At 49.6% G+C, this 19,953-nt stretch carries 20 protein-coding genes; 5 read left to right on the top strand and 15 right to left on the bottom strand.

Annotated features, from left to right (window positions below):
* Positions 1–200 precede the first annotated feature (200 nt).
* The 15 genes from AAC022_RS17605 to AAC022_RS17535 form a co-directional block, all read right to left on the bottom strand.
* Positions 201–1,097, bottom strand: a complete 897-nt coding sequence (locus AAC022_RS17605) for a hypothetical protein (protein ID WP_339733178.1) — start codon at positions 1,095–1,097, stop codon at positions 201–203.
* The gene (locus AAC022_RS17600; protein WP_339733176.1) at positions 1,097–1,957 is read right to left on the bottom strand and encodes a hypothetical protein; all 861 of its coding nucleotides are present in this window, start codon (positions 1,955–1,957) and stop codon (positions 1,097–1,099) included. Before AAC022_RS17600 ends, AAC022_RS17605 begins: the two co-directional genes overlap by 1 nt.
* A 3-nt stretch (positions 1,958–1,960) precedes the next feature.
* Positions 1,961–2,689 carry a hypothetical protein gene (locus AAC022_RS17595; RefSeq protein WP_339733174.1) on the bottom strand — a complete coding sequence of 243 codons (729 nt, stop codon included), beginning with the start codon at positions 2,687–2,689 and terminating at the stop codon, positions 1,961–1,963.
* A complete protein-coding gene (locus AAC022_RS17590) occupies positions 2,689–3,948 on the bottom strand; it encodes a DUF6754 domain-containing protein (protein ID WP_339733172.1) in 1,260 nt (419 codons plus the stop codon). Before AAC022_RS17590 ends, AAC022_RS17595 begins: the two co-directional genes overlap by 1 nt.
* A gap of 6 nt (positions 3,949–3,954) precedes the next feature.
* Positions 3,955–5,091, bottom strand: a complete 1,137-nt coding sequence (locus AAC022_RS17585; RefSeq protein WP_339733170.1) for a hypothetical protein — start codon at positions 5,089–5,091, stop codon at positions 3,955–3,957.
* 22 nt (positions 5,092–5,113) lie between these two features.
* A complete protein-coding gene (locus AAC022_RS17580) occupies positions 5,114–6,955 on the bottom strand; it encodes a glutamate mutase L (protein ID WP_339733168.1) in 1,842 nt (613 codons plus the stop codon).
* Positions 6,956–7,021: 66 nt separating this feature from the next.
* Positions 7,022–7,423: a hypothetical protein gene (locus AAC022_RS17575; protein ID WP_339733166.1), complete on the bottom strand. Its 402-nt coding sequence runs from the start codon at positions 7,421–7,423 to the stop codon at positions 7,022–7,024.
* A 179-nt stretch (positions 7,424–7,602) separates the two neighbouring features.
* On the bottom strand, positions 7,603–8,400 hold the full coding sequence (locus AAC022_RS17570; RefSeq protein WP_339733164.1) for a TatD family hydrolase: 798 nt from the start codon (positions 8,398–8,400) through the stop codon (positions 7,603–7,605).
* Between the two features lie 15 nt (positions 8,401–8,415).
* The gene (locus tag AAC022_RS17565) at positions 8,416–8,898 is read right to left on the bottom strand and encodes a biopolymer transporter ExbD (protein ID WP_339733162.1); all 483 of its coding nucleotides are present in this window, start codon (positions 8,896–8,898) and stop codon (positions 8,416–8,418) included.
* Positions 8,899–8,909: 11 nt separating this feature from the next.
* Positions 8,910–9,326, bottom strand: coding sequence for a biopolymer transporter ExbD (locus AAC022_RS17560; RefSeq protein ID WP_339733160.1), 417 nt, complete (start codon positions 9,324–9,326; stop codon positions 8,910–8,912).
* The gene (locus AAC022_RS17555; RefSeq protein WP_339733158.1) at positions 9,323–10,186 is read right to left on the bottom strand and encodes a MotA/TolQ/ExbB proton channel family protein; all 864 of its coding nucleotides are present in this window, start codon (positions 10,184–10,186) and stop codon (positions 9,323–9,325) included. Before AAC022_RS17555 ends, AAC022_RS17560 begins: the two co-directional genes overlap by 4 nt.
* 34 nt (positions 10,187–10,220) lie before the next feature.
* Positions 10,221–11,279: a tetratricopeptide repeat protein gene (locus tag AAC022_RS17550; RefSeq protein WP_339733156.1), complete on the bottom strand. Its 1,059-nt coding sequence runs from the start codon at positions 11,277–11,279 to the stop codon at positions 10,221–10,223.
* Between the two features lie 28 nt (positions 11,280–11,307).
* Entirely contained in the window at positions 11,308–11,871 is a 564-nt protein-coding gene (lspA, locus tag AAC022_RS17545) for a signal peptidase II (RefSeq protein WP_339733154.1), read from the bottom strand.
* Between the two features lie 64 nt (positions 11,872–11,935).
* Positions 11,936–12,955: a hypothetical protein gene (locus tag AAC022_RS17540; protein ID WP_339733152.1), complete on the bottom strand. Its 1,020-nt coding sequence runs from the start codon at positions 12,953–12,955 to the stop codon at positions 11,936–11,938.
* A 159-nt stretch (positions 12,956–13,114) separates the two neighbouring features.
* Positions 13,115–14,089: a hypothetical protein gene (locus AAC022_RS17535; protein WP_339733150.1), complete on the bottom strand. Its 975-nt coding sequence runs from the start codon at positions 14,087–14,089 to the stop codon at positions 13,115–13,117.
* A gap of 325 nt (positions 14,090–14,414) precedes the next feature.
* On the opposite strand from AAC022_RS17535, the gene AAC022_RS17530 reads away from it, so the two are divergent.
* The 5 genes from AAC022_RS17530 (at position 14,415) to AAC022_RS17510 (ending at position 19,876) form a co-directional block, all read left to right on the top strand.
* Complete coding sequence (locus AAC022_RS17530; protein ID WP_339733149.1) at positions 14,415–15,554, top strand: hypothetical protein; 1,140 nt, start codon at positions 14,415–14,417, stop codon at positions 15,552–15,554.
* A 155-nt stretch (positions 15,555–15,709) separates the two neighbouring features.
* The gene (locus AAC022_RS17525; RefSeq protein WP_339733147.1) at positions 15,710–16,456 is read left to right on the top strand and encodes a hypothetical protein; all 747 of its coding nucleotides are present in this window, start codon (positions 15,710–15,712) and stop codon (positions 16,454–16,456) included.
* Positions 16,457–16,523: 67 nt separating this feature from the next.
* Entirely contained in the window at positions 16,524–17,780 is a 1,257-nt protein-coding gene (locus AAC022_RS17520) for a hypothetical protein (protein ID WP_339733145.1), read from the top strand.
* Positions 17,781–18,262: 482 nt separating this feature from the next.
* Entirely contained in the window at positions 18,263–18,598 is a 336-nt protein-coding gene (locus tag AAC022_RS17515) for an STAS domain-containing protein (RefSeq protein ID WP_339733143.1), read from the top strand.
* Positions 18,599–18,760: 162 nt separating this feature from the next.
* Positions 18,761–19,876: a serine hydrolase domain-containing protein gene (locus tag AAC022_RS17510; RefSeq protein ID WP_339733141.1), complete on the top strand. Its 1,116-nt coding sequence runs from the start codon at positions 18,761–18,763 to the stop codon at positions 19,874–19,876.
* Positions 19,877–19,953: the final 77 nt, after the last annotated feature.

Raw genomic sequence — 19,953 nt, 5'->3', positions numbered from 1 at the left:
AGTGTTTGCTTTAAACAAAAGTAATTTCTTCATACAGTTCTCATCGAACGTGAATGAGTGGTTCCTCTACTTCCCACTGAACGAATCAGAACAAAGAGGCAGGCAAGGGGAACGCAATTGGTGATCAAGATGGCTGTTTTATCTTATTGAACGTAATAGACTTAACAGGTGTGGCGTCACAAAATAAATCTGGAAATGGCTTAGATTCCCAACCAGTTGTTAAACAGAAAATCGAGCCGCCCACTGAGCAAGGCAATTCGCCCCATCACCGTGTAGGCAAAGCTGGCGCCGAAGGTGACCATCAGGAACCAGATCCCCAGACGCGAAATATATTTCACCACTCCTTCATGTTCGATGGAGAAAAAGAAGTAGACCATACACGACAGCACACCCACAATCACAATCGAATTCCCCAAGGATTTGATCCATAGAAAAGATCCTGTGGAATCAAAGACGATGAATGGCATGATCGTATTTTGAATTTGTCCAACAAAATCCGCTTCGAGATAACTGATGAGACGAATTCCGGCTGTGGCGCCAATAAAGAACGCCAGCGGCCAGCGGGCGATCCAGTTACCCTTGGGAACCAGACGCCACAGGAGCAGGATACTGAGAACAAGGGGGACCAGATAAAGCCAACTGACCTGAGTCTCTTTATCCATATCAGGGAAAAAACTGATCCGCGCTAGAGCGGGTAAGAGCTTGGCAAATAGATTCGTCGCGATCTCGGTCCAGAACGCGACGACCATCGCGTAGGCAGCAGAGACTCCAACGAACACGGATTCCGTAAATTTGTAGAGTGGGTTATCACCATAGAGAAAGGAAAAGATGGCCAGCGTACAAAAAGCGGCCACCCACAATCCCAAGGTGCGCGACAGACTAAAGCTGACGCCCGGTTTGCCTTTTTCTGTCGTGGAAACCCGTTGGGATTTGGACCAGTGGTAAACTTGTTCCGGAGAGCCAGGCTGTGATGCTTTCGCTTCGACGGGAACTTCACGGACGTAAACTTCTCCTTTACCGCGGAATAATTGAACGGAGACCAGACCCAAACCACCAAATATCATCAGCAGTGTCCAGATAAGTGTTGACTGTTTCATTAAGCCGTTCCCTGCTTTCGTTCCCAGAAATAGATCACATTACCCAGAGCAATCAGACTGATCAGCAGCACGTGTGCCACCAATTGTGGCCCCATGCGTTTCAGTCCTTCTTTAGCATTTGGGTTCTTTTCGAGTTCGGGATAACCATTGATAATTGCCTGCTCGTATTCTGCCGCACCTTTGATAGCGGCGATCATGCCAATCATCTGCTGTGGTATATAAGGCAGCATTGTCGGTGCCTGCACCCCGGTGCAGCCGACGACGGTCGGAATATCAAACGGAGCCGATCCATACAGTACCCACTCTTTGGAGCCGGGATAACCGGCACTGACATTCGCTAACAGGTCAACCTGTTGAATGTTCTTGAGATTTTTGGTGAGCGGGATATTCTCAAGATCCGTGCCATTGATGTCAGAAGAATAGGTTTTTCTTAAATCTTCCACTACCAGTTTAATGACGCCTTCATTACCCGCACGAAAGCCCAGATTGACAAACTTGGTGCCATATTTTCCTTTGTAGGTTTTGGGGTATTCATTCTCCAGCAGCTCAATCGAGCGTTGAATCATCGGAATTCCCTGCGGCCAGAGTGTCATGAAATAGATATTATGTTTTTTCAAGGCACAATGCCGGGTAAACGCCGACGACATTGGTTGCAGCTCCCCCTCACTTGCTGGATCGTAATCCAAAGCGAGGACCACATTCGAACCGTCGGGGAGATTATCGATGGCATGAAAAACATCCATGATCTGGTCTGAAGGTTTTTCCGGAAACGTCGTACCCATGATGAGTGGTACGGAGACCGCGATAAACATCATTAAAAAGATCCAGCGACGATCCAGGTTTTGTAAAAATTCGAGCATCGTTTACGCCTCCTGATCTGATCCAAGGTAAGAACGGTCGACGCCTAACAGAACTTTCAGTGAAGTTGAAGCGACGCCTAAAGCGATCCCGATGGTGATCGCTCGCATTCCGGGAGTGGTAAAGTATTCCATAATAATTTCAGATAAATGGGGTAAATGAAAATCACTGTAAGTGATACCGCTGGAACCGAGAATGGGTTCATTTGGGAGCCAGCCGGTCAGCCAGACTCCCGCATAAGTACGTCCGAGTAAGACAATGACAGCGATTAGCAGCAAAATGGTCGCTTCCGTGTTTTTTGCACGGAACGCTCGAAAGGCAGCAGACGAAATATAAAACGCCAGTAAAGCAAACATCGTGGCTGAGAGGGGGTAGAAAATATATTCGAATAGCCACCAGAAGACGCTTCCCTCTTCAAGGTAATCTCCTGACCAGGCATATTCAGGAAAATTCACATTCGGATGTACGCCGACTTTAAAAAGTCCAACAACTAGTGTGATGAAAAATGCAATCAGCGTGATGGCTGAATATCCCCAGCCCGCCTGCTGCGCAGAAATTTTCTTCAGTTGCATTTTGAGCAGGTTACCACCGCCCAGAATAAATGCGAACGCGGCCAGGATATTAAACCAGGCCATCGCATCATTTCCCCAGTCCACAAATTTGGGGATGAACGCCGTGCCAATCAGCACAAATCCCGTGACTGCGGAAATCAACAGGGGGATTGTTCGTTTCATTATTTAAAACCTCCCTTACCGAGGATATTCTCTTTAAGATACGTCTGAGCGGACTGCAGGAACGTTTTGTTTTCTTCGTCCGGAGCGACACCCCGCGATTCATACGCGGAGAGCGTCATGATCAGGCAGCCGGCAATCAGCAGCAGACCTCCAATCAATTTACCGAAGTCCTGTCCTTTCAGACTGCCTATCTGCTGAGGTTCACCGGAAAGGTAAGCGGAAGCGGCGAAAAACTCTTCTCCAATCAGAGTAAAATCACAGGCAGCCACAAAAAACGGGAGCTGTGTGGGCATCGCGGTTCCAGCGATCTGGATCGCACCCACCGAATTGCCGGTCTCTGCCAGAATCAGAGACTCGGCATAAAATGCCCCCATGTAGAAACAGGCAGCCGGTTTGTCGCGAACCATTTTTCCCGTCACGCTGGCCACGTAACCAAACTGTTCGTCAGTGATATAGTAGATATCGTCTTCGTTGTATTCATCAGGGCGCCCCGCGGCGAGGTAGGCGGCTTCGACGGTATCTCGGGCTGTTGTCATGACCAGAGACCGCGATGTCGGAACTTCAATATGGGCGCGATAGTCGGCAGTCGTTTTGGCTACTTGAGCCAGTACCGTGATACCGGCGACAGTCTGAATATCGTTAATGTCCTGAATGCCGGGCACGAATAAACAGGATCGCCCCATTTCGGTAGCACGTCCAACCGCATCCGTAATGGCTTCCAGACCGGCGATTTTGCGCACTTTGAGTTTTTTTCCTTTGCGGGCCATTTCAATGAATACAATCACCGAACCACAGATTAGAACGACAAAAACTGCGAACCAGCTGCGTTCCAGATTAAACCACTGTAGTGAGGCAATCACGGGTTCGCTGATGACGACCGGTGTTGATGTCAGATTTTCCTGGCCGACCGCTTCAATGCGATACAGATAAGGTACATCGGTTTCGCAGTTGGAATCTCGGAAGGTATTCACGCGGTAAGTCGGTTCACCGATGTTTTCGTACTGGGTCTTCTCATCGCTGTCTGCTTCTTTGCGGGAGATCACATAACGTAAAACCTTGCGTGGTTTTGTATCTTCCTCGTCATCCGGGGAGAGTGTCCAGAATAGATCGATTCCAGTTCCTGCATCGCCGGGAACATCTTCGGCTCTGAAATCCGTCGGCGGAGCCGGCGGTTCCGCTGCGTGCGCATTCGGTAAACTTGCTATCAAGAGCAGGAGTGGAAGCATTGGTCTGGTAATGACATGTTTCCCTATATACATAACAATTTATCCTTCGATGAGTTCCACATTCGCGCGGGGAACAATCACTTTATTTCCTGAATGGAGAATCACCTCAAGCACCCGTGATTCGGAACCCGATTCCAGAGTTCGTAATTCCGTTGGCATCTCTCCTACTTCGCCGAGTAATCCGAAATAAGGTTCGCGAATCACTCGCACGGGAGCGCCTGTTTCTAAAAGACCCAGTGAAATTTCCTGTTTGGCTTCAGTTTGGTTAGAGGCCTGCATCTTTTCATCCAACGGGATGACGATTTCAGGCCGCATTACACCCGCACGAATTTGTGTGGTACCATTCACGGCGGCTTCAGCGCCTTCCCGTTCTTTGAGAATATTGAAGGTCCGATCCGCCATCGCAATATCACCAAAGCCTTCGGTGATGATTAGTGTTGTGCCAATATGTTCCGATCCGGTGACAGCGACTCCCAGGTCGTAGCCGAGAATTTCTTTCAAATCCTCGTCATCCATTCCACCAGAGATGATGGCTGCTACGCCAATTTCAACACCCCGCTTAACGGCTTCTCCCGTCATACGGGCACCGCCGATGACAATTTTTCCCTGCATCGATTCATCGAGCAGCGAGGAGACCAGCGGTTCCTCTTTATCTTGGCAGGCAAACTGAATGGTTCCATAGGTTTCCCCACCAATTCCCAGAATGCCCTGCAAGAATGTGACTTCTGATTCAATGACGACTCCCTGTTCTGGAATGACTTCTTTGATCGTGCCTGCTTGATAAGCGCGAACTTGAATCGGCAGGGGCGCCCCGCGCAGAAAAACCTGACCCGTTACATTTGAGATTGATTCAATCGTGCCAGCTGTTTTCGCCGTTGTTTCTGCTTTGAAGAAACCAAAAATCCCTTTGCTGCGGGCCAGGACGTCTCCCACATGAATTTCGTCTCCCACGGAAAAGAGCATGCTGCCAGGAACTTCAGAGGGGGCAACCGAAATTTGATTGGCGACATTGATCGGTGTGACGTCGCCGGGCATGAATGTTTGCGCGACAATCTGTTGAGACGTGACTTGTTCGCCGACCTTGACCAGCACATCACCCGGAATGGGGAGAATGCGCCGGCTGGAATGCAGCACTCGCTGACGGATTTGTAATCCTGGTGAATATGCCTTTGCCATAATAGTCACTTCTCTGAGGGTTTTATCGATGTTCCATCACATGAGTGTCAGGGTATAACTTCATTTCCTCGACCCAACTCGTCAATTCTCCCAAATGGTTCTTCTCGTCGGCGGGGACCATAAGCGGTCTGCCGCGTGCATCAAGAATCAGTCCAACCGTGCCGCCACGCGCCTGGAATTCCATTCGTTTGCCTGAACCCGCTCCAAAATCATAGCCGCGTTTTGGTTCCACGGTGACAGTGGCCGACTCATCATAGCCCAGCGGTAATAGTTTCATTTCACCGCAAGCCATTTCGCCAGTTTCGTTGAGCGACTTTCCAGTAATCTGATATCGAAAACAGGTTTTGCCAAGGCGATACAAGCCGCGTGGTGCGATACAGGTTCCCAGATAGACAAGGCAGTCCCGTTCAAAAACCTGTAAAGCGGCATGGGGATGTACCTGGGACAGCACTCCCAGATGTGGCATCATGAAGATACTGTCTTTGGCGAGTACGGTCATCCCTTCCGGCTCGAAGGCATCGACCATCATGGCTGCGGTCTGATTCATGTTCGGCGCGTGTGAGAGAACGCCACCGGAACCGACCAGGAGATTCAGTTTCATGTTATCCACAATTGATTGACCGCTGCTATTCTGGCTGAAGGTATCCCCTACTGTTCGTTGCTGCTGGACTCCTTTGAGTGTGGTTGCGAATTCCTTGTGTTGAATATAGGCCAGCCGTAACGCCTCACGCGCAACTGCCTGCTCGAAAACCAGACCTTCTTTCGTTTGAGGAATGGTAGTCGGGCGGATCATTTTGTTTTTGATGCGGTTCTGCAATTCGCGTGGATCCATCTCCAAATGCACCCAGCGTAAAATCATGGGGAGTGTCGCAGAAGCGCATACGTTGGAGATCGAGTAGCTCATTCCCAGGTTCGCACTCACGGTGCGGTTAAAGGTACCATCGAAGACACTGAAGACATCTGTCGTCGCACCACCAATATCAACCCCCAGTGCGTTAATGCCCTGGCGTTCCGCAATTGTTTGCAGAATGTTTCCAACCGCACCGGGAGTCGGCATGATTGGCGCATCGGCCCAGGAAATCAGTTTGTTGTAACCCGGGGCATGTGCCATCACATGTTCCAGAAACAGATCGTGAATTGCATCACGAGCGGGGGCCAGATTTTCCCGTTCCAGCACCGGGCGAACATTCGCCACAGATGTCAGTTTGACATCGTCATCAAAGGCGTCTTCAACCAGTTTCGTTGCTTCCTGATTGCCGGCGTAGATGATCGGCATTTTATAGGTGCCGCCAAAGCGTGGCTGAGGCTTGGCCGGCGCAATCAGTTCTGCTAGTTCGACGACATGTTTTTGAGTACCCCCATCGGTGCCGCCGGCGAGCAGGATCATATCAGGCCGCAATTCACGGATGCGTTGAATTTGTTCGTGAGGCAGGCGTTTGTCATTGGAGCAGAGCATGTCCATTACAATCGCCCCGGCACCCAGAGCGGCACGTTTGGCGCTGGCGGCTGACATTTCGCGTACGACGCCCGCCACCATCATTTGCAATCCACCACCCGCACTGGAAGTCGAAATATAAATGTCGCAGCCAGTATCACCTTGTGCAGGACGGATAATTTCTCCATTGTCATCAATCAGTTTGCGACCCGCCAATTCGCCCACTTCCGTCACGGCATTCACAACGCCGACCGTCACATCGGCGGCTGGCTCTTCCACCGTAGTAGGAGCTTCGCCTCGAAACGTCTGCCGGTATTCGCCATTTTTTTTCTCGATCAGAATCGCTTTGGTGGTCGTGCTACCACAGTCTGTGGCTAGGATCACATTAATTTGATCAGGATCTAATTTTTTATCTGCTGTCGAGTTCATATTCTGATTTGCCATCCGTGTAAATATGAAAGCGGGTGGGGCACGTTTCGGAAAGATTGATCGTAGTCAGGAATCATCCTGTTTGACTGTGATTTCTGAGTAAACCAGAGATTGATCCTGATTCGCAGACAGACTCTCGTTATCTGCGTGTGGTGAACTCAATGTTTCCAGACGCTGGCACAACCATTCGATGGAGCCTCGTTTTTCAAGAAAATCCGCGAAGATGTTTTGCGATTTGGGATCAACCAGGAAGGACAGGAAGGGAGCAAAAAAATGAATCGCCTGCGAACCGATATAATTCAAAGGGCGGCAGGTTTCTAATGAGAGAATCGCCAGCGTTACCATCTCCCGCCGAATAATTTCCCGGCAGATGCGGTCTGCAATCTGTTGTTGCTCTGCTGTGGGAGAAAAATCTTCAGGGCGTTCGACTGCGAAGGCGTGCGCGAGCCACTTTTTGATCATTACCATCCTAGTAATACCTGCTGTGGGTTCAATTGACGCAAGTTATTTCTATGACTCAACTAATTCTAACAATAGCAGGATTAGATAAAAATGAAAGTACCCTCTTCGAAGAAATGCAGATTCTGAAAGAATCTGCCTGAAGCAGTTTCAGGCGCTGAGGCGGCGCGGATGCTACTTGAGGCAAGTCAATTGGACGATGAGGCCGGCGCTGAGTCGATGTTGAATAGCGCTTTTGCATTCTGCGTCGTGATTTCTGCCATCTCTTCGGCTGTTTTGTCATGGAGTTCTGCCAGGCAAGCACAAGTGTGCTTTACAAACGCCGGTTCATTGCGTTTGCCACGCATTGGGACGGGCGCCAGATAAGGTGCGTCTGTTTCGACCAGCAGGCGATCCAATGGGATGTGACGAGCCGTTTCGCGCAGTTCATCATTTTTCTTGAAGGTTAACATGCCGGCAAAAGAGATATACAACCCCAGTTCCAGGCAGGCGGCGGCGGTTTCCGGGCTGCCGCAAAATGAGTGCATCAGCCCTTTGAGAGGAGCGTTCTTTCCTTCCTGCTGCAGTAACTCGACCACATCTGCTTCCGCTTCGCGGCAGTGGATGACAAACGGCAGGTTCAACTTTTGAGAGAGATGGATATGCTTACTGAAATATTCGCGTTGCAATTCGATGGGCGCATAATCCCAGTAGCGATCCAGGCCGGTTTCTCCAATCCCGACCACTTTGTCCGCGGTGGAGAGTGTTTCGATCAATTCCCAGTCGCCTGGTTTCATTTGCGCAACATAGTTGGGTTGAATTCCAACGACTGCGTAAACGTTGAAAAAGGTGGCTGCAAGATCAACGGCGCGCTGGCTGCTTTCGGCTGTAGTGCCGATGCTTAGGATTGTTTCGACGCCTGCTTCTATCGCACGTTCCACGGTTTCAGCCCGGTCAGGATGAAAGCTTTCTTCATCAAGGTGGGCATGGGTGTCAAATAATTTCATCGTGAGTCAATGATTTCAGTTTTGAGACGTGATCGATTTCTTTTTGGGGGCGATTTTATTCACGTCGGTGGCAAAATGAATGGAATTGAAGCCGGCAGCCAGGCAGGTATCATAGGTGCGAATCATTTCACCCAGAGGCACATTCTCTTCGATATCCAGGATCACGGGGATCTCTGGAGCCAGCTCTGCCAGTTCGACCAAGGTCTGTTTTAATTGATCGAACTGAGCATACTCGCGCTCATTCAATTCTACAATAGTCTGGTTGTCCTGACGTTTCAGTTTTAACCAGACTTCCCCTAATGGCTGTTCTTGTGGAACGGTTTCCGTAGATTCAATACTGCCTGTTGCCAGTTCTGTGGGGAGCAGAAATTCCCGAATCTGATTGGCTGAGGCGCTGATAAAAAAGATCAACAGCAGAAACACCACGTCGATCATCGGCGTCATGGTCGCCTGATCCTGAATGTCGGATCGCATATTGTGGTGAGAAGGAATTTTCATAACAGACAGGTTTACTCATTCAGAACAGCAAATTGAACATTGGAAATACCGGCACGGGCACAGCTGATAAGCACACGTTCGACAATCTGGTACGGAATCCGTTGATCGCCGCGAATACGAATTTCCGTTCCTTTTCGCTTGGAGTCATCAATTGACAGCAGTTGCGCGTCCAGTTCTTCAGCCGAAATTTCTTTACCACGCAGATGCAGCGTTTCATCTAAGGTGATCGTGATGATCATCCGCCGCGGTGCTTCTGCCGGTTCACGTTCATGCTGTGAAGCTTGCGGAAGCTCAACGGCTTCCAGCTTTTCATTTTGCGTTAAGTGAGTGGCTGCCAGAAAGAAGACGATCAGCAGAAATACAATATCAATCAACGGGGTAATATTAAAGCGGATTCCCTGCTGACGGGCGCGGGTTGGAATTCTCACGTTACTTCTCCTCCAGGGGGAGGCGTAGGACGGGTGGCCTGCTGAGTGGCGATTCGTTGCGCCAGTTCTTCTTCAGGCCGTTTGCGAAGCGGCTTTCCGGTTTGTTTTGCAGGAATCGCCATACTGTGTTTAAAGTCGGCAAACACATGTTCGGCTAACAGCGAGGATTGTGCGACCAGCTCGTCAATGCGATTGCGAAAGAAGGCAAAGCTGGCTAGTGCGGGTACGGTTACACTTAAACCAAACAGTGTCGTGATTAAGGCTTTGGAAATTCCGGGGGCCAACTCGGCGACGTCCGGATTTGCTTTCGCGGTGAATTCAGAAAAGGCGAGGATCATGCCCCAGACCGTTCCCAGTAGACCGAGCATGGGAGACAGGGTTCCAATCACGGAGAGATATTCAATTTTACGATTTAAACGAGCCGACTGCTGCATGGCAGCGTCTTCCATGGCTTTCTCAACGGCGCCATAGCCCATCTGAACTTCCGCTAAACCAGCCGAGAGTATGTAAGACAAAAAACTCGGATTGGACTTACAGACCGAGTCGGCACTGCGGTATTGTTGCTGGATAATTAACGAATGAACCTCCTCAGCCAGACCGGGTGGCATCAGGGCATTACTGCGAATGCTGATGATGTGTTCGACAATCAGCGCGACCATCGCCACACTCAGCACAGCAATGATAATTCCAATAGCACCGGCGTCATCAACCAGTTGGCGGAGATCGATTTTTGCGGCACCTGTACCTTCGGCTCCCGCAGGCTCGTCAGCGGCTGAGCAGATTACAGGAGTTGCCAGACTGATGCTGAAGCAGACAAGACTCATCCAGGCAAATTTTAAAAGGGGTTTACTTCGGTCCATCAAATTATTCTTTTCCAGACTTGGTTGATTCAAATCAATTGGGGGCAGTCGGGGGACTGTTGTTGAAAGCATTGGGTTTTAAGAGTTGGTCAATCATCTGTTGTGCCATTTGTTCTGAAGAGGACTTGGGGTAGCGGGCGACTGTTTCCTGATAAAGCCGCAGGGCATTCGCCGTTTGGCCGAGTGCCAATAATGAGTCTGCCGCTTTCAGATTTGCCAAGGCAGATAATTGAGGGTTCGAGTCATAGGACAGTGGGACCCTGAGAAACGAGGCAGCCGCCTGGCCGTGGCGTTCCAGCATGGCATAGCCGGTTCCCAGCAGGAAATAAGGGCCTGCGCGCAAGTGCTCGGGCACCTGAAGCAGGTTTCGTTCCCAGCGCTGCAGTTCCCTATGGTTGATATCGCCCTCCCTTAGACGGAGACGCCAGAGTTGTGTGCGTGCCAGTTGTTGGATATTGACGTTCGTACTGGTAGCCAGCGATCGCATCGCGGCTTCGGCCTGCGCCTGATAATCAGGGGCAGTCAGCAAAATGCTTGCCCCCATCAATTGTTTGAGTTCATCCTTGTCTATCAGCCAACTCCGCGCGGCACTACGGGCTGGAGAAAGTGTTTCTTTGATGGACCAGTCCAGAGGAATCAGATCGAAGGAACGAGAGTCCGGTTCATTTTCCACCATGATCTGAAATCGCAGGGCTGCCTTCAGGTCGTCGCCCTGAGCTAACGCGGCTTTGATCATGAGCGCCAGTATTTCACGGCGTACCCAGGACCGGTTTTCGATATTCAACGCCTCGTTAAATGAGCTAATAGCTTTTTCGTACTGCCCGTTTTGCAGTTGTTCCAAACCCTGTTGGTGTTGCTCAGTTTGCGGGGTATGAACCTTAACGATTTGTGAGCTGGGGTAGGTTCGCACGTAACCGCTGGGAAGCAGTTTGACTTTAATGTTCGATTGCGTGAAATCCAGAATGGTGCAGGGGAGGGTTGCCTGGCCGACGTGATGATCGGGGCGAACTTCGATCTTATCCTGTGCACAGGTCGGGACTGTTTTCAGTAACAGAAAAACAGTGATCAAAATGACAAGAGCAAAAGTTCGCATAGTATTCTTTCGAAGTCAGCCGAATTGATTACTCCGTTGTAGAAGGAGTGGCCTGTTCCGCCGGAGACAATTCAACGTGGTTTCCTTTCTCCATTTGATCTTTGGTGAAAAACCACGATACCAGCATTAGCAGGGCGCCTCCCGTGATTGCCATGTCAGCGACATTAAAAATTCCCGTGCGTAACGGGCCGACGCCAATGTTGAGAAAATCAATTACAATGCCGTTCAGAAAGACACGATCGATTAAATTACCAATACCACCTGCGAGAAGCAGCGAAAGTGCAATGAATTGAACCAGCGGCATCTGCCAGCGAAAGATCAGCATGCCGCTGACAATGATTAAAAACGCTGCGTTGGCGATCACCAGCAGGAAAAACCGAACTGGTTTCGAAAGCCGACTGCCAACGCTAAGAAAGGCGCCGGTGTTTTCCGCATATTCCATGCGCAGTGTATTATTGAAATAGGTAATGGGTTGTTCATCTTTGAGCTTTTCAACGGCGATCTTTTTGGTGTATTGATCACAGCCTACGCAAAACAGCAAACAGGCTATTAACAAAGTATAGCGAGTTGCTTTGGATACCGTCGCAGACATGAATGATCGACTTTCTGAGGTGGTTGATGATGATTCGGAATCAAGTTGGCAAAACAGCAAAAGCTTAACGGTTTTTGATAAACTTGCGGACATTATAGTAACGGTAGCTGCCTCGGTTCTGTCGAGCGAGTTTGTCGAGCGAGTTTCCTTCTTTGACGGGAAAACCCTCGCCGAACTCAATACAATGAATCTTGGCTTTGCCACCATTGCGGACGCGAATTTCGTTTAAATCCGCGCTGGATAACTGGGGATGCTTGGCATCTGTCAGAAAGAATATGACATCCGGTTGAAAACTTAAAGCTCTCTTTATCGCCGGGAGGTGATCTGTGCCTCCATCTGGTTCGACACTTTGGATGAATTGACGGGCCAGGGTTCGGTTAATATCAGTCGCGTAAAGCAATCCGGCTGCTTTACCGCGCTGCTGCATTGCTCTTGTCGTCGTGTTATAAAAAATGATTTGAAACTGCTGCTGATGATTAAGACCAGCCAGGCTGGCAATCAGTTCTGAGCGGGCTTTTCGAATGGGGGCTCCTTGCGGCGCTGCCATACTTCCGGAACAATCGAGAACAAAGACAAACCGCTTTCCAGAATCCACGGCATCAAAAAAGTTGACATTGCCAGTGCCCATGACAGGGGGGGCGAGTGCCGTGCTCGGGGACATTAACTGGTCTGTTGTGAAATCAGTAGCAGGAGAATTAGGGATGCTGGGGGTCTGGGTTGGTCCTGCTCCCAGCAGTTTTGAATTCAATTCCGGGAGTCGAGTATCGACGGGGGGGTGATCCTGAACTTCTTTCACCTGGTCTTGAGGAGTCAGCTGGTTTTGAGTGGTTTCTTGCGATTCCTGATCTGATTCCTGAATTTGTTCGGCATCAGGCGACTGTTTCACATAAATCCCGACACTTCGTAGATCTCCGTCCTGACCTCCTGTTTGCCCACTATCACAACGATTGAGACTGGAGATCAGAATCAGCAGGATTAGAGAGTGGATGGCAAGCGAGGCAGCCCAGCTGGGAACCACATGCAGAGGAGAATTGCTCTGCCAACGTGATTTTTGCTGTTTAAGTTCTGTAAAGGCTGCCGGCATAGTTATTGTGATCCGATGATTGTGTTTCCGCGTTGAAACAGTGGCTCTTGGGTGTTCTGGTTTAAGTTGTTTTACAGTAGTGGTTTAAGGTGTGTAAGTCAGCTGGTTGAGAACTACGTACGGCTGCTGACGTTTCGAGACGCTTCTACTATTACGTATTTATTGCGTCAATTGTTTAAGATATTGATTCGTGATATCAACCGGAAAAACGCCATCAGGAGGTTCGTAGGTAAATTCAGTTGCTTCAATGGGGGCATTGAGAGTGACTTTCGAAAAGTTGAGGGTCACCATGCTTTCCAGAGACTCTTTGTTTTTTTTCAGATAGACAATTCTTCTGGGAAAAAGTGTTTGCGGATCCAGGTAGATTCTAACCCCATCTGGAACATAAGCGGGAAGCTGCACCGGGGCATTAGGGTCTCCCCCTTTCCATCGAGCCAGAAATTCGTCTTTCCAGGTCCCGTTTAAGACAGTCAATGTTTTCCCATTAACATTGCGTTCGGAGACGCTCTCCAGTTTCATGTTTTTCTGGATCGATGCTAACAGGCCGGGCAATCCACCCAGACCAAGCTCGGCGACAAGCATATTGGGCTGTGATTTCGGATTCAACTCGGCTTGTTGCAAGATCGCCTGCACATCACGGCGGGTGACTCGGGACGTCCCTTTGATATTGTGTTCCGTCCAAAGTACCTGTCCGTCGCAGATTTCTAATAACGTTCCGACAGGTTTTCCATTTTTCTTCTGGTTTTGCACCTGAAATTCAAGGCGGAGCTTCAAATCCAGTCCTTGCAGATAGCTTCCACTGATCACAAAGGGCTTCGGCCCGATTTCTACTTTTTCAGTGATGTGTGCTCTGATTGAGCTGTAGGTAAATAATTTTTGGCGTGCCTGTTTCAGCAATGCATTCGCCTGGCCCGGATTTTTTTTAAAATTCTTTTCTGACTCATCCGCAGGGGGTGCAGACGTATTTTGATCGGCATCCTGTCCTGCCCAAGCCAGCAGTCGCTGGGGGATACTTGTTGTATCCTCTTTGTTAGTAGGGTCTTGTGACGAGTCGGCCCAGGATGGGATTGTGAAAACGTCATTCAGGCCCGCGACAAGCAGGAGACAAACTGTCAGAGTTAAAATGCGTAACATGTTATAATTGTTCGGAAAAAAACGAATTTACCAAAGAATCGGACCACGATAGTCCGAAAACAGATGTATGAGGCCATCTATGTGCCTCTAGTTGGCTGGAGTATTTCAGTCAGCAGACCGTTTAAGCTCAGAGTGTAATCGTTGAAATATGGGACTCACTGTATTTTAACGAAAATTCGTGCTTGGGGTCGACCTGAAAACTGAGTCTTTTTTGAACCGAACGTCGACCGTTCCAGATTCCAGGGATCGACGTCTTAGTTTGTGATGGACGGTTCTTCATTTAACAAGTCGCATTATTCGTCGTGGTGTATTCGAACAAGGGGTCATGATGAAGTACTACTTCCTGGCTTTAGGAACTTTGGTTGTTGTTTGCGTTGGCTGTGCAGCTGACGGGCAACAAGTTATTAACAAAGGTGAGTACCATGCTCCACCCGCTGCGATGATGCAGCGTCCGGGGCCTATGGTAGATGGACCGGGGCCTGGCGTGTTGCCAATGCTGGCTCCCCCTCCAATGAGCGCATTTGCTGCTCGCACCTCACAAATTCGTTTTGTGGGACCAGCAGGTATGAAGGTTGGCTGGCAAGTCCCTGAAGGCTATGCCGAAAACCAGATCACTGCACCTGGACGCTACAATTTTCACCAGGGGGCAACCTACCGGTTAAAACTGTCGCACATTCCGGGGCGTGCGATTCCGGCATTGTATCCTTCGTTGCAGGTGTATCCTTCACACCCGACAACGGACGCTTATCTGTCTCATAACAGTATTCCTCTGGAAATCACTCCGGAAGATCTGGATCAGGTAGAAAGCAACAACTTTGTCACCAAAGTCATCTATCTACCAGATGAAAAATTCCAGGAACTGGCCATTGCCGGTGTGGAGACTTTGGTTTCAACACGTCTTGATCCCGGTGTAGACCCTGTCGCGGAAGCGGATCGTCGTGGTACGATTATGGCTGTGCTGCGAATGGGTAACATGGATCTGGAAATGCCAACTGAAGATGGCGGTAACCAAGGGGTTTCACAAGTTTCTTATGATGGTGATGCAGGAGCACACATGCCTCCGATGCCCATCCCTGGACATTCCATTGGTGTCGCTTCTGGTGTGCCTGCCCCCGCAATGATGGGTGGAATGGGAGCACCCGGACAACCTGCTTACAATCCGATTGCCGGTGTTGGACCGACTCCTGCCTGGGGTATGCCGATGACGGGAACACCAATCGGTCTGCCTGGACCACCTCACATTCCATTGGGGGGACCAGCCAGCTTGAAGTCCTACACTATGAGAAATCGGTCAAAGACCAATTTACCCAAACCAGTGGATCACTTCCTGGTGGATGTCAAACAGAATCCGGCACCAAGTCTGCCAAAACCTGTTAAGTATGTCCAATATTCAGAAAGCCACCCGGTTCATAGTCCCGGCCAGGTTTCTTATCCAAGAAACATGGCACCAGGATCAGGGTATTAAAAGACTCAGGACCCACGTTGCACTCCCTGCATTCTGTTGCAGGGAGTGCAACCCCTTGTCTTTTCGTGTTTCATTTCTTTACAGCAGTCGCTTCTCAATCAGCTAAATACTCTTCTGTCATCCTTCAGGACATTTGATCGTAGAAAAGCTTAGTCATGATGATATTCAAACGACAAAACCGATTACGCTTATTAACATTGCTGTTAATGACCATGATCGTTTTTGTCATGGAATTGCCTTCTGCCTGGTCTCAGCAAGTCGTTGGAGGCCGCAAGTACAATGCGGGGAATCAATTCTATCATCTTCTGAATCAACGCACGCCACCCGGAGTAGCCGGTCAATGGGCGGCTCTCTCTGGGCAGGTTCAAGCTGGTTACATTCAACCGATGAAATTGTCTCTCCCCTCAACAGGGGCAGTCACATTCTTTGCAGGTGGTCCGGAGCAGACGATTCCCAAAGCCTCGCCCGCTTCCATCGGATTTGCAGTCGGTTATGTGTATCGTGTCAAACTTAGTGGGATGCCCGAATTTCCGGGAGTCGAATTGTATCCAACGATTGAGTTGATTGATCGTTTGCATCCGCCTGCAGGGTTAGCAGAGCAGTATCCGATTCCGATCCGTTTTACTCAGGAAGATATTGAGTTGGCACTGTCTGGCAGAATGGTAACCAAGGTGATTTATTTGGAACGGCCTCAGACAGCCGTGCCCGCAAAATTTGAGCGACAACCAACACAGGCAATTACGGGTCAGAAAAACCTGATTGCCGAGGCAGACTTATTAGGTCGTCCGATGCTGATCCTGCGTCTGGGCGGACGCTTGCCCTCGACGCGGGGAGAAGACCCTGATTTTTATGGTGGTGGGGCACCTGTCGTTGAACTACAAAACTCGAACACAAAAAATTGATACTTAACTGATTGAAGGATACACCGTGGTGAATTTGTCGTACCGAATTCGAAGAGGAGCAATGCGAATGCAGCGTGTCTGCTCAGCGGTAGCGATCATGCTACTCGGCTTCAGTTGCGGGTGCTCCAGTTTATCACCAATCACCGTCTCGACGCCTTGGAATAAACCAATTCCCAAACAGGCGCAGGAACAATCGCCCGCCGTGCAACATGCCGACTTTGATACCAAAGTCGGGGCAGCCCGCCTTTCGGCTCCTGCCCAGGCTGTAGCTCCGGCATCACCGGTTCAGCAGGTGGCCTATCATCAGCCCGCTCCTGCGATGGCGCAACCGTGTCCCGATTATTGTGAATTCTCTCCTGCAGTCGCACGAGATTTCGTATTGCCTCCCGGTGCTGATCCAGCGGTCGTCCAAATGTACCCGGATGAATATCTGTTTGATGGTGGCGATCGGGAAAATCCAGTGCACTATGATGACTACAATCGTCTGGGTTTGGATACAGAAGATACGATTGTTGAATATCAAACCCACAAAGGGAAGCACGAAGTGAAAAAGTCAAATCGGGTTGCCGTTTATGCGCCCCGGTTTGCTGCGATTCGTTCGGCCAGCTCACCTTTGTCGGGAACGTCTGTTGATACTCTGGCTACAACCGAAGACACCGTGCATGGTGTCGGCATGGAAGCGCGTACGGTCATCACTCAGCATAAACAGCGCGAACAGCTGGAAGGCATTCGCATGCGTTCGCGTGCCAGTGGTGTCGAAACCGAAAGCCAACAGGGATCTGTGGGGCAGACTGCTTACGTTAGCGGTCATACCAAGTTGAACAACCTGTTCCAGGATACAGGCACAGAGTCCACCGGGCAGTTTGAACAATCGGATGAAGCCCGGATTGCTTATCAGATCCAGGCAGCGGCAATCTGGTCACGAACTCAGTTTCCCGTTATTGCGATTCGGGAACAATCGGCTCATGAATCCAAGCGAGCTATCAAGCCTGAAGAATATGTTGGCATCGAAGACAAACGAAAAACAGAGGGTAAACTGCAACTTGTCAAACTGGCAGATAAGAAAAATGCAGAACCCGGTGACGTGATTACCTTCACCATTAAATATCAAAATATCGGTGATTTCGATGTCGAAGGAATCAAGGTCGTGGACAACTTAACGCCTCGACTGGAATACATTCAAGATAGTGCGACTTCAGATCGCAAAGGGCGATTGGTTGTCGAGGATAACAATGAAGGCAGCTTGATTCTGACCTTTGAAGTCGATGAGACGGTCAAAGGACACGAGGGGGGCGTAGTCACCTTCCAAGCACGTGTTCGCTGAACAATACTTAAAACACTAAGTGGATTCCCGCGAATCCTAAGCCCGCTGTGCAATATTGCAGAGCGGGCTTTTTTAGTGGAGTGACGCGACTGTCCACCAGTAAATCAGCTGGTTCTCGCGAGTAGGAATAGGGGGCGGCTGCCTTAGAAAAAAGCAGAGGTGCCTTGGAAGACTGTTTCAAATTTTAACAGGGTGAGGCATTTTACTGCAGTCCGATAAAATGACGCGGTCGCGGCTGATTTCAGATCTGTCAGGGCGAGATTGCATAAACGATATGTATTAAACAACTTATGCTGTTGATGTTTGCTTTAAAAACAGTCGGCCTAGAATGTTTTGTATAGATGTTGTCGTTGGCACAGGAATTGCCAATGATAGTTCGCTGAATTGGAAACGAATTGCGAAGCTGCTTTGGGACTTTGTTGTATTTTATTTTCTTCTATTTGCTTCGCTTCATTTTCCCTTAAATAAAGGAATTGATTGTGATGACAGTTCAACAGGGAGGAATTCTCCAGGTCTATCATGCGGGCCCCCTCTGTGTGGCCGGATTTGGTGGCAGAGATATCCTTGATAGCTTCAGTGTCAAAGATATTCGGGATGAGTTACTGGAACTGGTCAAAGAGAACCATTGTGAAACACTCGCCATCGATTTAACGGGCGTGAAGTTGATTCCCAGTGGCATGCTCGGTTTACTGGCTTCCATGCGAGATCTCAATATCGAGATTCACCTTTACAATGCTTCTGACGATATTCGCGAAGTCTTGGAGATCACAAAATTGAATCAGTTCATGCGACTGCATGATGTAGAGATTCCCTATTAGTGGATGAACCGGAATTCATTGAGAAGCGAAGGTTGACCAGAATCGGCTTTCGCTTTTTTTATGCGCAGTCAGACAAACTCCTTTTCAAAACCGAGATGAGTGATTAGGCTGGAAACAGTTGTTACCACTCTTCTTCTACTCTGAATTGTATTGGCTGTAAGAATGCCTCAAATTAATGCGGAACGCTGGGACGCCGTTGAAAAACTGGTTGATCAGTTCTGTGACACAGATCAGGTGCCAGCGATCGCGCTGCAGGTCATGGTAGACGAGACATCTCGCTGTTATTTTAAAGGACGCCAGCAAGTCGGCAACGGAAGCGATCCCCTGCGCGAAGATGCCATTTTTTTGGTGGCTTCGATTACAAAACCGATTGTTGTGCTGGGAGCACTCAAACTGCTGGAAGCGGGAGAACTCTTGCTGGGTGATCGGGTGAAACAATTTATTCCCGAGTTCGGCTGTGCCGGCAAACATGGAGTCACAATCCGGCATCTGATGACGCATACCTCCGGACTACCTGATATGCTGCCCAATAACCGTGAACTCCGTGCTGCGAACGCACCGCTCTCTGAATTTGTCAAACAGATTTGCCAGCTCACTCCCGATGAACCACCCGGGAGAATGGTGCAATATCAAAGCGCGGGGATTGCGATTTTAGCCGAGGTGATTCAACGGATCACCGGTCAATCGTGTGCTGAGTTTTTAAAACAGTCTCTGTTTGAACCTCTGGGGATGCGCGATACCTCTCTGGGTGTTCCTGAGGAATGGACGACCGGCACTGATCCAAGGATCGAACGAATCGCAGAAATTCGCATACCGGAAGAATTAAATATCGAACCGCATTGGGATTGGAACAGTCCCTACTGGAAACGCTTTAGCGCACCCTGGGGCGGGTTGTTCACGACTCCCTCCGATTTGGCAAAGTTAGTCAAAATGCTGCAGCAGAGGGGGCGCTATCGGCAGCAGCAGATCTTTTCTTACCGGACACTTGAGGAGGCGACACGAAATCAATTGTGTGAAATCCCCGGCTTGTCAAAGGCGGCTCGACAGGGCAAGGGCTGGGGGCTGGGCTGGCAAATCGTGACAGCAGCCAACAGCGACTATTATGGAGACTTGCTTTCGTCTGCAGCATACGGGCATGGTGGTGCAACGGGGACCGTGTTGTGGATTGATCCTCTATTACAGGCGTCCGCCATTATCCTGACGACTCAGCCGCAAGAGCCGCACGGGCGTTTTCTGGCCCGCATTTCAAATACAATCGTTGCAACGATCGAGCAGTAGGTATTCGTGCGTGGTTTGCGAGAGTTAATGTTGCCTTATTTTTTTTGATGAGACTATAATTAGGCACAGCAAATCCT

Source organism: uncultured Gimesia sp. (genome assembly GCF_963976445.1).
Taxonomy (GTDB): domain Bacteria; phylum Planctomycetota; class Planctomycetia; order Planctomycetales; family Planctomycetaceae; genus Gimesia.
The sequence above is the reverse complement of the archived record's forward strand: the minus strand, read 5'-3'. Positions and strand labels throughout refer to the sequence as shown.